Annotated in this window: 10 protein-coding genes; 7 read left to right on the forward strand and 3 right to left on the reverse strand. The window is 39.6% G+C overall.

Annotation, left to right across the window (positions count from 1 at the left end; all coding sequences use genetic code 11):
- Positions 1–68 precede the first annotated feature (68 nt).
- The 5 genes from K1X56_02530 (at position 69) to K1X56_02550 (ending at position 9,707) form a co-directional block, all read left to right on the forward strand.
- Positions 69–1,757 (forward strand): gliding motility-associated C-terminal domain-containing protein, encoded by a 1,689-nt coding sequence (locus K1X56_02530; GenBank protein MBX7093570.1) that lies wholly within the window; start codon positions 69–71, stop codon positions 1,755–1,757.
- Positions 1,754–3,202 carry a PorP/SprF family type IX secretion system membrane protein gene (locus K1X56_02535; GenBank protein ID MBX7093571.1) on the forward strand — a complete coding sequence of 483 codons (1,449 nt, stop codon included), beginning with the start codon at positions 1,754–1,756 and terminating at the stop codon, positions 3,200–3,202. Before K1X56_02530 ends, K1X56_02535 begins: the two co-directional genes overlap by 4 nt.
- A gap of 250 nt (positions 3,203–3,452) precedes the next feature.
- Positions 3,453–8,336 carry an HYR domain-containing protein gene (locus K1X56_02540; protein ID MBX7093572.1) on the forward strand — a complete coding sequence of 1,628 codons (4,884 nt, stop codon included), beginning with the start codon at positions 3,453–3,455 and terminating at the stop codon, positions 8,334–8,336.
- A 140-nt stretch (positions 8,337–8,476) separates the two neighbouring features.
- Positions 8,477–9,277 carry a pyrroline-5-carboxylate reductase gene (gene proC / locus K1X56_02545; protein ID MBX7093573.1) on the forward strand — a complete coding sequence of 267 codons (801 nt, stop codon included), beginning with the start codon at positions 8,477–8,479 and terminating at the stop codon, positions 9,275–9,277.
- A gap of 1 nt (position 9,278) precedes the next feature.
- Entirely contained in the window at positions 9,279–9,707 is a 429-nt protein-coding gene (locus tag K1X56_02550; GenBank protein ID MBX7093574.1) for a DUF1572 domain-containing protein, read from the forward strand.
- On the opposite strand, the gene K1X56_02555 is transcribed toward K1X56_02550, so the two are convergent.
- From K1X56_02555 to K1X56_02565, 3 genes are all read right to left on the reverse strand, one after another.
- On the reverse strand, positions 9,704–10,090 hold the full coding sequence (locus tag K1X56_02555; protein MBX7093575.1) for a carboxypeptidase-like regulatory domain-containing protein: 387 nt from the start codon (positions 10,088–10,090) through the stop codon (positions 9,704–9,706). The genes K1X56_02550 and K1X56_02555 overlap by 4 nt on opposite strands.
- Entirely contained in the window at positions 10,078–11,409 is a 1,332-nt protein-coding gene (locus tag K1X56_02560) for a hypothetical protein (protein ID MBX7093576.1), read from the reverse strand. Before K1X56_02560 ends, K1X56_02555 begins: the two co-directional genes overlap by 13 nt.
- A gap of 61 nt (positions 11,410–11,470) precedes the next feature.
- On the reverse strand, positions 11,471–12,229 hold the full coding sequence (locus K1X56_02565) for an EI24 domain-containing protein (GenBank protein MBX7093577.1): 759 nt from the start codon (positions 12,227–12,229) through the stop codon (positions 11,471–11,473).
- Between the two features lie 98 nt (positions 12,230–12,327).
- On the opposite strand from K1X56_02565, the gene purB reads away from it, so the two are divergent.
- Positions 12,328–13,683, forward strand: coding sequence for an adenylosuccinate lyase (purB, locus tag K1X56_02570; GenBank protein MBX7093578.1), 1,356 nt, complete (start codon positions 12,328–12,330; stop codon positions 13,681–13,683).
- A gap of 69 nt (positions 13,684–13,752) precedes the next feature.
- Positions 13,753–14,901 carry a thioredoxin family protein gene (locus K1X56_02575; GenBank protein MBX7093579.1) on the forward strand — a complete coding sequence of 383 codons (1,149 nt, stop codon included), beginning with the start codon at positions 13,753–13,755 and terminating at the stop codon, positions 14,899–14,901.
- Positions 14,902–14,904 lie beyond the last annotated feature (3 nt).

Below are 14,904 nucleotides of genomic sequence, written 5' to 3' on the forward strand. Positions count from 1 at the left end.
TTTTTCGGCTTTCGTCTGGCTTTATCGTTTTTTTACCTTATTTTTATTGGTCGAATCGAACCATTGCCATGAGAAAATTTCTATTTGGTGCTATTACATTTTTGATGCTAGCCCTTCCGGGAAAAGCACAGGATGTTGGGATTACATCTATCATTTCTCCCGTAAACGGATGCTGTGTTGGTATGGATACGGTTCGTTTGTATCTCTATAATTATTCTTTATTTCCCATAGGTGGAAATTTTAATATTTGTTACACGGTTAACGGCGGTGCTCCTATTTGCGAAACCATTTTAACCAGTATTTCCCCCAATGCATCTTATCTTTTTGGATTCAATACGCAATGGAATTTTCAATGCCCGGGCTCATATCAGGTTTGTGCAACGGTTACTTTTGCTGGGGATGTCAATCTGGCAAATAACTCTTTATGCCTCAACATGGTTTCAGATACTTTTGTTGTAGGCGGTAGTATTGTTGGGCCTGATACTGTTTGTGCCCTTGCTAATAACGGAGTGATGGTACTGCAGGATAATAATCATAATGACTCATTGTTATGGCAGTTTTCCAATGATGGATTTATCACTTCTGCAAATACGCCAAACGACTCCGCTTCTTATTTATTTTCAGGACTCACTCAAACCACCACTTTCCGTGTTTTTGTAGATGGCGGATATTGTCCTGATGGGTATTCAACAACACATACTATTAATGTGGATCAACCTCCGGTTGCAGGTACACTTCTAAGCAATATGAATGTTTGTGCGGGGAATAATACCGGGCAATTGGATATGGTCGGCGGATTTGGGGATTCGATTTTTTGGTCGAGTTCTATTGGAGGACCCTTTACTAATTTTGCCAACGATTCCAGTTCATACACGTTTAATAATCTAGCTCAAACTACCCAGTTTCAGGCCTGGATAAGTAACGGTGTTTGTCCACCCACTGGATCCAATATTATTACCGTCACCACCGATCCGCCAACGGTCCCTGGAACAGTAAGCGGGGCAACAGTTGAGTGTTTTGGCGTAAATACCGGTTCTGTGAATCTACTTGCCAATAATGGAAATATTTTAGGATGGATTTATTCCTCTGATAATGGTTCCACCTGGCAGAATAACTCCAATACGACAGCTATCCTAAACTATACCAACTTAACGGATACTACCATTTATTGCGCGGTGGTACAAAGTACCGGTTGCCCTGCAGATACATCAGTTTGCGATACGGTAATTGTCGTTCCATTGCCTGTAGCTGATGCTGGAGTGGATGATACTATTTTTATTTATGATCAAACACAGTTGATGGGTTCGGGAGGATTATTTTACACCTGGACGCCTACCGATAGTTTATCTGATCCGAACCTTTCAAACCCATTTGCAAAACCTTCAGTTACTACAACGTACACACTAACCGTAACAGATGCATACGGTTGTTTTGATACAGATGATGTTACCATTTTCGTTATTGATACTACAGCTCCCCCAACTCCCACAACTATAACTATTACAAATTATATTTCCGTCAATGGAGATGGACTAAACGATGTTTGGAACATTATGAATATTGAATACTTCCCGGATAATGAGGTGATGATATTTAATAATCAGGGAGAAATTGTATATGAAAAATCAGGATACGATAATACATGGGGAGGAACCTATAATGGGGACAAACTTCCTGACGGCTCCTATTTTTATGTAGTAAAAGTGAATAGTTTAAATCAAAAAGTAAAAGGCGTACTTACGATTACAAGTAAATGACATCCTACATCCGACATAGCCTTTTATTGCTTTTGCTGATTATTTCCCGCACTGGTTTTTCCCAGCAGGTTCCTTTGTATAATCAGTATTACATTAATCCGTTTGTTTTAAATCCTTCCTTAAGCGGACACGATGATAAAACCAATGCGTATTTCCTGCGCAATCAGAAATACCTGGGATTTGATGGTGGTAATGTCACCAATATTTTAACGGTCGACGGTAAAGTATTTACAGATAAAATTGGATTAGGATTAACCATCTTTAATGATCAAATGGGACCCGCCATTTCACAAGGAGCCGGATTGTCATTTTCTTATAAAGTAAATTTTCAGGAAGATGTCGCTTTAGGTTTCGGGATGTCGGGCGGAGTAACTGACCGAAGATTCGATCCGAGTAATTTGGTGGTGAAAGACTGGAACGATCCTACCATTCAGTATGTATTTCCATCACGCAAAACATATTTCGATTTAACAGCGGGATTGTATTTTGATTATAAAAAGTTTCAGGTTGGTGTATCGGCACCACAATTACTGGCCAACGATATTAAGTTAGCTATTGACGGATCACATATTTTATCCCGCCATTATTTCATGCACATGAAATATGATTGGATGGTTTCTGAACCTTTGAACCTCTCCATTATTCCATTTGCAAAAGTAATGTATGTTACCGGTGCACCTTTACAGTATGATATCAATGTAAGTGCAGACTTCAAGAATATTGGTTGGGTCACTGCAACATATAGAAGCAATTATTCAGTTGGTGCTAACCTGGGAGTAAGAATTAAAAAGAACCTGATGTTGGGTTATTCCTACAATTTTGTAATGAATAATACCAATGCCTACGGCCCCGTAAATCAGGAAATATTGTTCGGATATTCTTTTGGAACGAAGAGCAACGACAAGGAGAAGAAATTACTTGAAGAAGCTCTGAAGGAAAATGAACGTCTGAAAATGGAGCTTCAGAAAAAACAAAATGAAAACGATTCTCTTGCCAGAGAGAAAGCACGAAGTGAAGAAGAATTGAATGAAAAACTTCGTAAGCAAGAGGAATATTATAACGATACGGTAAACAAACTCAACGAAGAGATACGCAAGCTGCGTGAGCAGAAGAAAACGGTTGAAGAAGTTAAAACGACCAATACAACCGACGATAAGTTGATCCGCAGAACGGATAATGACCATTTTGTTGAACTCGATAAAACAACTGAATCACCTAAGGGGTACTATGTAATTGATGGAGCATTTGGTCAACTTTCCAATGCAGAAGAACATTTCAACGAAATAAAAGCCAACTTCCCTGAAGCACGAATTATATTTAACGAGAGAAATCAGTTGCACTATATTCTTCTGACCTATTCAACGGAAAAGACCAAAGTATTCGACACGCATAGAAAGTCGAGAGGTCTTGGGCTGGAGAAGAGCTGGATTCTTGAGTACCGTTAATCGGAAGGCATCCTTTAATTCCCTTGTTTTGTCATTTCCCGGTCACCGTTGCCTAGTTGGTCGACAATTTACCGATTTAGATATGAAGGGGTTAGCCCTTTATTTTGGGGTATGACCAAAAATGTCGTCCTATTTTTATAACCTATAATTGTTAATAACGTATGATTTGGCTACTTTAGAAGGCTTATTTCCTTAATGTTTGCGGTGGGGATTGGGCAAGCTCAAGTTGTTAACAACTTTAAACTTAACTATGAGAAAAACTCTACTCGGACTGCTCCTGATCAGTGCGGCCACAAGCGGAGCGTTTGGACAAAACATTTGTTTACGTGCCAACAACGATTTTACATCTGCCAATGGAACCAATGGGGTAACCAACCCTAAATTCTGTGCAAAAGGAGATTTTAACGGAGATGGGATTCTTGATGTATTAACATCAAATCCGAACGTTACCAATGTTTCTTCTGTTTCGGTATTTTTCGGACAAGGCAATGGATTATTCACGTTCCAGGACACCGTAACCATTACCCCATCCGCATCGAACGCACAGGCACTTGCTGTTGCTGATTTTAACAGTGACGGTAAATCAGATTTTGTGGTGGTTAAACGTATTAGTACTTCGTCCAATGTTCGTGTGATGGTTGGAGATGGCACCGGAAATTTTAATCTCTATGCCGATCTTTCTGTTGCGTCTTTATTGTTGACTGACGTCGTAACCGGCGATTTTAATAATGATGGCAGTGTTGATATTGTAACGTTTGCAGCTTCATCTCCGGGTACTCTTACTTTTTTTGCAAATAACGGAGCAGGCTTTGATGCCGGAGTAAATACAGCTCCAACTTTTACCGGTCTTGGATATTATGCAAAAGCTGCACAGGTTGATGCTTCAGTAGATAATAATTTAGATGTAGTAATTACACGAAATGGTTCCGATCGCCTCACCTTAATGCGAGGAACAGGAACAGGAACATTTACTACAGGCTTTAATATTTTAATTGGTACGGCACCGCGTGATTTGGATCTTGGAGATTTAAATGGCGATGGATTCGTTGATGTAGCTGTTGCTATGAGTGGATCCGATTCCGTACATGTTGTTTTCACCAACGGAAGTGGTGCAGTGACTTCTATTTCCAGATTCCGCTCCGGTGGAGATGGTCCTCAATCTTTATCCTTAGTCGATATCGATAATGATGGCGATAAGGATATCGTTGTTGCTAATCTTACCGATTATGTTGTTGGTTTATTAGTTAATGATGGAACAGGAAACTTTACCTTAAAACGATACGAAGGATTTAAAGATCCGCAAGAATTAATTGTCGGAAATTTCGATAGCGATGCATTTGCGGATGTAGTGTTTACTTCTGCCGGTACCAAATCGCTCATGTTTATGGGGAACAATGGTGCAGGCGGGTTTAATTCCTATAACAATATTTTTTATCCCACATTTACCGCCCTTCCCAATGGGTCCACCTCCGGTGATTTTAACGGGGATGGAAAAACGGACGTTGTTTCATCCAATGTTTCTACCACTTCGTTTTCACTTTTTAGTGGTAATGGATTAGGTGATTTCACCTTTGTGGCAAGTACCTCGGCTGGTAATACCATTGCGGGAATTGCATCCGGAGATTTTGACGGTGACGGAAAAAGAGATGTGATGACAGTAGAAAGTACGAGTCAGAACATGGTGATTTATCCAGGTGACGGAGCAGGTGGCTTTAATGTTCCCAGCACTCTAGCATTACCTGGAAATCCAGCAGCTCTAAAAGTTAAAGATTTAGACAATGATGGTGATTTGGATGCTGTGGTCACATCCTTTGATGCATCCGCTGTATATGTATATAAAAATACGGCAGGTGTGTTTTCATTGGCTTCTACTTTAACAAGTGGACTGAACGGTTCAAACTCTACTTCCATATCTGAATTCAGTGGAGATAATATTCCGGATTTGGCTATTTGTAATAACACCAATGGAACAGTTCGTATTTATATCGGAACAGGAAACTGCAATTTTACTTCGGGTAATAGTGTAAATGTAAGTTCCAGCCCGGATATGGTCACCACCGGTGATTTTAACGGGGATGGTTTTAATGATGTAGCAGTTTGTTATGGAACAGGAGGAGCAACCAATAACGATGTAAGTTATGCACTCGGAAATGGTAGTGGAAGTTTTGGTTCCGTTACTAATTTGGACATCGTGCAGGCTAATACAATTTCCTACATTGTCGGTGTTGATTTGAATCAGGATGGAATAACAGATATAGCAACAGCCAATACAGGAACACATGATGTTTCCATTTTAAAAGGTTCATTATCCGGACCCGCTTATCAGCAAGGATTTTTCTCCGGATATAAAAGTGTTCACATTGTTGATGCTTATATCAATAATGATTTAATGCCTGATTTAGTCGTGTGTAATTCTGATGCTACCGGTGGAGGAAGCAGCGTTGCTGTTTTATTAAACCGATCAGCAAAAATCACTAATTCGGGAGCTGATTCTTTTTGTGCAGGAAACTCTGTTACATTAACATCGACCGAAGCCTATTCTTACCAGTGGAATACTGTTGCAACTTCACAATCTATTGTGGTAAATACTTCTAACAATTACACTGTAACCACCGGAAACTTTAACAACAGTTGTTCCAGTGTTTCTTTACCTTATACCATTACTGTAAATGCAGCACCAACTGTATCGGGTGTTTCAGGAAATACCACCATTTGCGCAAGTGCAACTACAACACTAACCGCAAATAGTTCTGCATCTTCTCCAAGCTATCAATGGTTTGATGCTTCTTCGGGAGGAACATTATTAGGTTCAAATGCAAACTATACCACTCCGGTATTGGTTTCCAATACTTCGTATTTTGTTGAGGTAACAGATGGTACTACAGGCTGTGTTTCTTCACCTCGTTTTCAGGTGGATGTTGTTATAGGCGATATTACAGCACCAACTATTTCTGGTTGTCCATCAGACATGACAGTAAACGTTACTGCCGGAACTTGTGGAGCCGTTGCAAGCTGGACTTCACCAACGGCAACAGATAACTGCGGTGCTGCGAGTGTGACTCAAACCATCGGATTGCCTTCTGGAAGTACGTTTCCTGTTGGTGTGCATAATATACAATATACAGCTACAGATGGAGCTTCAAATACATCTACCTGTTCGTTTAATATTACCGTAGTTGATAATGAGCTTCCGGTATTCACATCGTGTCCATCTAACATCACACAAAATGCAGTTGCAGGAACATGTGCAGCTACTGTTTCATGGACTACACCTGTTGCAACGGATAATTGTTCTGCAACGGTTACCCAAACATCAGGAGCCATTTCTGGAAGTAGTTTTAGTGTGGGAACAAGTACAGTTACCTATACTGCAACCGACCCTGCAGGTAATACAGCCACATGTTCCTTTACAGTAACAGTAGTTGATGCCCAGGCACCGGTAATCACTTCATGTCCTTCCAATATTTCAGTGAATGCAAGTGCAGGAATTTGTGGTGCTGTTGCATCATGGACGGCACCTTCTGTTACAGACAACTGCTCGGGAGCTACCATAACTCAAACTTCTGGACCAGCATCTGGCAGTACATTTCCTGTTGGAGTAACTACCATTGTGTATACTGCAACTGATGGAGCAGGATTAACGGCTACATGCACCTTTACCGTAACAGTAACCGATAACCAGGCACCTACTATTTCAGGTTGTCCGTCTAATCAAACATTGCCTAACACCAATAACGTTTGCGGACGAGTTGTAAACTGGACAGCACCAACCGCCACAGATAACTGTACGGGTGCTACAATTACCCAAACATCAGGACCTGCATCAGGAAGTACGTTTCCGATAGGAGTAACCAATATTGTTTATACAGCAACGGATGCTTCCGGAAATACATCAACCTGTTCGTTTTCTATTACGATAACGGATACACAAAACCCAACCATTGTTGGTTTACCAAGTAATATGTCTGTTCCTGCCAATAGTGGGGGATGTACAGGAACCGCCAGCTGGACCGCACCTACCGCTACCGACAACTGCTCTGGTGTTACTATTACACAAACAGCAGGTCCGGCATCCGGTTCTTCTTTCCCAAGCGGATTAACTACCATTACCTATACGGCTACCGATGCTTCGGGTAATACGGCAACAGGTTCATTTACGGTGAATGTGGTAGATAATATTGCACCGGTGTTTTCTAACTGTCCCTCTAACATCACAGCTTGTGAAGGAACCACAGTTACATTTCCAACACCAACTGCAACCGATAACTGTACAGCTTCTCCTACAATTACACAAACAGCAGGATTGCCAAGTGGAAGCGTATTCCCTCTTGGAGTAACCACAGTAATATTTAAAGCAACAGATGCTTCTGGTAACTTTACCAATTGTACGTTTACCGTTACTATTAATGCTGCGCCAACGGTTAGCTTTACTACTCCAGATCCAACTGCATGTGAAAACGATGGATTTATTAATCTCAGTACAGGGGCGAGTCCAAGTGGAGGAATTTTTAGCGGAACAGGAGTAACAGGATCTTCGTTTGATCCGGGAGCTGCTGGTCCTGGTACCTTCTCTGTTACCTACACCGTTACTAATGGAAATGGATGTTCAGCTGCAGATTCAGACAATATTCAGGTATTTGCTGCACCTTCGGTGACGTTTACGGTGAATGATAATTTAGTTTGTGTTTATAATGCAGCCTTCACCTTAAGTGGTGGAAGTCCTTCTGGCGGAAGTTATTCTGGTACGGGTGTGTTGGGTGGACAATTTACGCCAGGTTCAGCAGGTGTAGGAACTCATACAATAACCTATTCCATTACCGATGCAAACAGTTGTACCGGATCTGCTACTGATATCGTTGATGTATCTGCATGTACTTCTGTAGATGAAATTTCCGAAGAGCAAATGCGTATTTATCCCAATCCTACCAATGGTAGATTTGTGGTAGAATTTAATACAGGTATAAGTACAACCAATTTGCAAATATTTAATTCAGTAGGGCAAATGGTGCATATGGTAGTTGTAAATGGAACACGTGCTGATATTGATTTATCCAGCCTGTCGAGCGGAATTTATTTTATTCATTTGGAATTAAATGGAGTTCGGCAAACTCAAAAAATTGTGATAGAACGCTAATGCATTATCTCTAGTTTTGAGTATGAATTATGAATTAAAAATCAATTCCCCGAAACTGTTTTAAACAAGGGGTTTTTCAACTAAAGAATTAGTTATATTATTAAAATCCCGGTTTAGCCGGGATTTTTTATTTTTTAAAGATGAAAGTTGCAATTATTGGATTTGGAAATATTGGAAGAATATACGCCAGATCATTCGTGAAATTAGGATTAGTAGAGCGAAATAATATTTTTATTTCCGCCCGGTCTGCCGAGAAGAGCAAAGAAGAAGGATTTTCTACGCTAAATGAAAATCCGGAATTGATTAGCGTGGCAGATGTGATAATTATAGCGGTTAAACCACAGGATTTCCCCAGTCTTATTCCAAATCTTCAGAATAAATTGCGTCCTGAGCAAGTCGTATTATCCGTAATGGCGGGAGTCACCATTGAACAAATTTCCAAGGCACTTCATCATCCTACAGTCGTGAGGGCCATGCCCAATTCGCCTATTGAAATAGGTATGGGTGTTACTGGTTTTTGTGCATCGCCACAGGTGAATTTAGATCAGATCAGAATGGTCGAACAGTTATTATCTACCACTGGAAGAACGGCGTTTTTTAAGAATGAAGAGTTGATGGATGCAGTTACTGCTTTAAGTGGAAGTGGACCAGCTTACTTTTTCTATTTTGTTCAATGCATGATAGAGGCGGGAATTGAAATGGGATTTGAAGCTTCTGTTTCATCTTTGTTGGTAAAACAAACCATGTTAGGTGCATTCCATTTATTAAATAGTTCCGATTTACCCTTAGAAGATTTAATTAAAACCGTAGCTTCGAAAGGAGGAACGACCGAAGCTGCTTTTCGGATTTTTCACCAAGGGAAATTAAACGAAGTAGTAAAGGATGGAATTTTTGCTGCAAAAAACAGAGGTGCAGAATTGTCGAATTTAATTACACATTAAGATGGAATTAGGAAATCACTATCGTAGAGAATTAGAAATGCTAAAGAAGGAATTAGAGCAGATTTCTGATGATAATTTATATTCAACAGTAAATGGAGTTTCAAATTCATGCGGTACACTGGCGCATCATTTAATTGGGAATTTAAACCATTTTATAGGTTTTCATTTAAAGGGAATATCCTACACCCGTAATCGGGAACTTGAATTTTCGGATCGTGAAACGAATAAAGTTGAACTAATTAAGCGGGTAGATGATTTGGTTTCCTGGCTACCTGATTTTTTGAATACAATTCCGGATAGCGAATTAAATGCTGATTACCCGATTGAATTTTTAGGGAGTAGAAGAACGAAAGGAGATATGATCATTCAAATGCTTGCACATTTAAATTATCACCTTGGACAAATCAATTATTTACGAAGAGTAAACTAGTTAGCTGGGATAAAAACATTGATGAATTCCGTTTTGGCCGGATTCACATTTATCCCTGAAATCACAACCGGATTCAAACTGTTTTTTGCGCAGGCTTTAACTTCGTATTTACCTCCGGAAAGGGAGGAGAAGGAATAATTGCCGTTTTTTCCGGATTTTGTTTTAGCTATTAATACGCCATTTTTCAATAGGCATAGGTTTACACCTTTCATTCCAACGGAATTTTGTCCGCTTGTTACTTTACCCTGAATAATTGCACTACCTTTTTCTTTAACAGTTTTACCTGCGCAATCGCATTGTTCCGTTGGGGAGGAAAACGAGAGGCATAGTCCTGCGAGTACAAAATAGGGCAGGAGAATAAAAAGCGATTTTATTTTAACCATTCAATGGTGCTTAGGTCGATCATGTAAATATCACGCTCACCTACTCCGCCTGGACGATTACTTGACATGAATGCATATTTTCCATCAGGAGAAATTCTGAAATGCGTTTCATCGTTTACGGTGTTGATAGGATAACCTAAATTTCTTGGATTTCCCCAATCAGTACCGGTCCATTCTGCCACATAAATATCATAACCTCCCATCGAATTAAATCCTTTAGAGGAAAAGAAAAGCCATTTGCCATTAGGATGTAACCAAACTGTAGTTTCGTTTTCGGTAGAGTTCAGTGATGGACAAGGAATCGGGGTCGACCATTTCGAACCGTTTTTGGTGGCTTTAAACACATCAGAACCGAATTTCTCACCATTACGTTCACTCACGAAATACAATGTTTTTTCGTCGGGAGAAAGGGTTGGACAAGCATCGAAATACGAGGAGTTAATCGGCTTCGGAAGAAGTTTAGCCATGTTCCATTTTCCGCTTTTCGACATTTTTGAAACAGCTAAATCAGAGCTTTTCGTATAGCGGTTAATGTTTTGTGTAATGTACATGGTTGTTCCATCTGCTGAGATATGTGAACAGTTATCAAATTCATCTGAATTTAATTTACCTTCTACTTGTTCTGCTTCTGTCCATGTACCGTCTTCATTTAATTTGCAGTAAAAAATATCTTCGAAGTAGGTATTGTCTTCGGCTTGCATACCACCCGTACTTTGTGGTCGGCGAGAAGTGAAATAAATAATATTTCCCGCCGGAGCAATAACCGGTGAATAATCATCGAATTTGGAATTGATATGAGTGCCTGCGTTTTTAATGGTAACGTTCAGGGCTTTGGCCATGACTTCTTTAGCAGTTTTTACCTGGCTCAGATAAAAGTCAATATCTGAATCTGCAAGCTTTTCAGGTTTTATTGTGCTTTTGTATTTTTCTAAATGTGTTTTTGCATCATCTAGTTTTTCTAAACGATGCAGCACTTTTCCCCATAAAAATTCTATTTCAGGTGAGGTTGCCGGATCTAAAGCGAATGCCTTTTCTACATATTCCAAACTCAGGTCCCAATGTGAAAGTTCAAAATGACATTCAGCAATTTTAAAATGGGCTAATGCATTGGTTTTATCTTCAGCTATAATTTCACGATAGGTGTTTAAGGCCCCGCGGTAATCGCCGGCATATTGTTTGTTTTTGGCTTCCACCATTTTTGCAGCAATTACGCCTTTGTCGAGTACACTAAGTGTAGTATCTGGCGACGCAAAATTGCTTGCACTTGCGCTATGATAGCCCAAAAACAGAAAACCTGACAGCAAAAGGATAGATTTCATCAGAATGTGTATTTAAACAAATATAACTTAAAATTTCATTTTAAGGCAAGAGGGAAGGACCTTAATCCTTTTGGGCATAGGGGTTTTTGTTGAGGTCCACAATTTCATGCATACCAATGGTGCCGGCAATTACGGCAAGGACGGGCGCAAAAATCACTCCGATATCATAAGGGATAAAGAACATCGCCGAGAAAACAAATCCGTTTCCAATGGCAAATCCGGCATGCTCTCTTACAAATTCAACGCTTTTCTCAATGTTTAATCTCCTTCTTTCATTTACATAATCCATCATGGAAAATCCATAGAAATAACATCCTACGGCGAAAAGGAAAAAGGGAGTAAGAGGTCTTGCGTCAGCAACAAACAAGATAAAAATGTACCATGCAGCGAAAATGGAATATTCCAAAATAAAATTTCCTGTTGCTATCCGTAAGGCTCGTTTAATATCTTTCCAAAATTGAGCCCAGTCCGATTTATACGTGTTTCCGGTGATCAGCAATTCGGTTTTCAAACTCAAATGTGTTAGCATCGGTGATAAAACGATAAACACGATGTATTTTCTCAGTTTATAACCCATCATCACGATTGAGGCCAGAATCAGGTTTTTCATGAGATAATTGATTAACTCCCTCAAACTGTCCACCTCGCTGAAATCAATCTTGCTGATTTTTTGATCTAAGGCCCAGGTTCCCCAAAGTATTAATGCGGATAAAATAAGGGGCGGAATAAAAAAGTGCCATAACCGATTATTGCCCACAAAGCGAATGGCATCCTTGTAGGTCCTGATACCCAGCCAAAAAAGGGAGAAGAAGTCCTTCATGCTTTAAAAATATAAAGAAATTCTGTCTTAGCAGAAATACTTTCAGAATCGCCGTGTCATTCTTATCGTATTACTTACTTTTGCGCTTTGCAAATCATATGGAACTATCAGTTTTAACCGCCATTTCGCCTGTTGATGGGCGCTATAGAAAACAAGTTCAGGAGTTATCCTTGTTTTTTTCTGAAAAAGCTTTAATCCGCTATCGTGTTTTGGTAGAGGTGGAATATTTTATTTCGCTGTGTGAATTACCCTTGCCTCAGTTGGAAGGGATTGATGCTTCGCTCTTTAGTTCCATGCGTAAAATTTATATTGATTTTACCGATGAGGATGCCCTAAGAATTAAAGAAATTGAAAAAACCACCAATCACGATGTGAAAGCAGTGGAGTATTTTTTAAAAGAAAAATTTGAAAAACTCGGTGTTGGAGATCATAAGGAATTTATCCATTTTGGGTTGACCTCCCAAGACATCAACAACACGTCGATTCCCCTATCACTTAAAGAAGCGGTTAATGATAGTTACCTGCCCTTATTGGATACCATTATTGCGCAACTGGAACGATTTGTTCATGAATGGAGAAATATTCCAATGCTGGCTAAAACACATGGTCAACCTGCATCGCCAACCCGACTGGGAAAAGAAATTCAGGTGTTTTCAGAACGTTTAAAATCACAACGTGAACAGCTTATTCAGATTCCGTTTTCTGCAAAATTTGGCGGAGCAACCGGAAACTTTAATGCCCACCATGTTGCATATCCGCAAATCGACTGGGTTGCATTTGCAAATCGCTTTGTAGATCACACGCTGGGATTGAAACGATCGCAGACTACCACTCAAATTGAGCATTATGATAACCTTGCTGCTTTGTTTGATGTGATGAAACGAATCAATACTATTTTGCTGGATCTGGACAGGGATATGTGGACCTATATTTCCATGGAATACTTTAAACAAAAAATCAAGGAAGGTGAAGTTGGATCATCGGCCATGCCACATAAAGTTAATCCGATTGATTTCGAAAATTCAGAAGGAAACATTGGAATCGCGAATGCAATTTTCGAACATTTATCCGCCAAATTACCGGTATCTCGACTTCAACGTGATTTAACGGATAGTACGGTTCTTAGAAATATCGGAGTGCCATTCGCACATACGTTAATCGGACTGCGCTCTCTGGAAAAAGGATTAGGTAAAATTATTCTCAATGAGGCCGCAGTGCACCGTGATCTGGAAAACAATTGGGCAGTTGTTGCTGAGGCCATCCAAACCATACTTCGACGTGAAGCCTATCCGAATCCTTATGAAGCATTGAAGGCATTAACCAGGACAAACACGCATATAAATGCTGAATCCATTGCTTCTTTTATCGAAACATTAGATGTGAGTGAAGAGATTAAAAATGAGCTTCGGAAAATATCTCCGTTTAATTATACGGGTGTTAATTTGATCTCCTGATTGTTGTAACATTTTCCCGGTATTTACTTTATAGCTAAAAAAGGGAATGTTTTTTGTAAAGATATTTTTATGAGAAGAAGTGTAGTTGTATTATTGATGTTGTTCCCCACACTGTTATTCGCACAGGGCATACAGTTTTTTGAAGGGACATTTGAACAGGCTTTACAAAAGGCTAAAAAGGAAAACAAAGAAGTGTTTGTCGACTTCTACGCCGTTTGGTGTGGCCCATGTAAATACATGTCGGGTGCTGTATTTACAAATCCGGATGTTGGAGCTTATTTTAATGAGCATTTTGTTAGCGTTAAAATTGACGCGGAGAAACAAGAAAAAGATTTAGTTGAAAAAACCAATATCGAAGCTTATCCGACCTTAGCATTTTTTAAATCAACAGGAAATGTGTCGTTCATCACCGTAGGTGCACTGGATGGAGATGGATTAATGGAAACTGCCAGTAGGGTGGTAAATTTTGAAGCGAACAAAAAAGCATTTGAAAAAAATAAAAGTGATTTAAAAGCGATGACCAATTACATCACTGTATTGGTTCAGCAAAATCCGGAGGAAGCGAAACGAATTGTTGGCGATTACCTTCAATCGGTTAAAACGGAAGATTGTAAAAATCCGGATACCTGGAGTTTGGTGAGTATTTTCGAAACAGATCCTCAATCGAGATTCTATTTGTATTCCCTTGATCATTTCAGATATTTTATTGATTCCATTCCCGGTTATCAAACCTATTTTACGGAGGTTAGCGGAATGTTACTTCAGGATGCAATTGCCAATAAAGATGAGTCTAAAGTTGCACTTTATAAGCAACAAGCAAGAAAGGCCATCTTACAAATGGAGGTGCCTATGCCTGATGGTTTCGAAGATGAAGTGGATATTTATTATTATTCGGAAACAGGACAAAACGAAAAACATTTGCAATCGCTTGATCACTGGATTATGAATTATGTTTCGGATGTTGAAATGATTTCCAATAACGCCCAGGAGACCATGGATCGTTATGGTGAAAAAGCATTTTCTTATTGTATTAAATGGGCAGAAAAAGCATTTAAAGCAGAAGAAAGCGCTTACACTTACCTTACTATCGCTTACGTTTATAGAGCCAACAACATGAAGGCAGAAGCCTTAAAGAATGCAGAAAAAGCAAGTGAGGTTGCAACTGACGAGGACGACAAGGAATTTATTTCGAATTTTATTGATGAACTAAAAAAATAGTTG

It is taken from the genome of Flavobacteriales bacterium (assembly GCA_019694795.1).
Taxonomy (GTDB): Bacteria; Bacteroidota; Bacteroidia; order Flavobacteriales_D; family UBA2798; genus UBA2798.

Bases quoted from the DNA above. Each gene is read 5' to 3' on its own strand.
- K1X56_02530 (MBX7093570.1), top strand. From the start codon at position 69: ATGAGAAAATTTCTATTTGGTGCTATTACATTTTTGATGCTAGCCCTT.
- K1X56_02535 (MBX7093571.1), top strand. From the start codon at position 1,754: ATGACATCCTACATCCGACATAGCCTTTTATTGCTTTTGCTGATTATT.
- K1X56_02540 (MBX7093572.1), top strand. From the start codon at position 3,453: ATGAGAAAAACTCTACTCGGACTGCTCCTGATCAGTGCGGCCACAAGC.
- proC (MBX7093573.1), top strand. From the start codon at position 8,477: ATGAAAGTTGCAATTATTGGATTTGGAAATATTGGAAGAATATACGCC.
- K1X56_02550 (MBX7093574.1), top strand. From the start codon at position 9,279: ATGGAATTAGGAAATCACTATCGTAGAGAATTAGAAATGCTAAAGAAG.
- K1X56_02555 (MBX7093575.1), bottom strand. From the start codon at position 10,090: ATGGTTAAAATAAAATCGCTTTTTATTCTCCTGCCCTATTTTGTACTC.
- K1X56_02560 (MBX7093576.1), bottom strand. From the start codon at position 11,409: ATGAAATCTATCCTTTTGCTGTCAGGTTTTCTGTTTTTGGGCTATCAT.
- K1X56_02565 (MBX7093577.1), bottom strand. From the start codon at position 12,229: ATGAAGGACTTCTTCTCCCTTTTTTGGCTGGGTATCAGGACCTACAAG.
- purB (MBX7093578.1), top strand. From the start codon at position 12,328: ATGGAACTATCAGTTTTAACCGCCATTTCGCCTGTTGATGGGCGCTAT.
- K1X56_02575 (MBX7093579.1), top strand. From the start codon at position 13,753: ATGAGAAGAAGTGTAGTTGTATTATTGATGTTGTTCCCCACACTGTTA.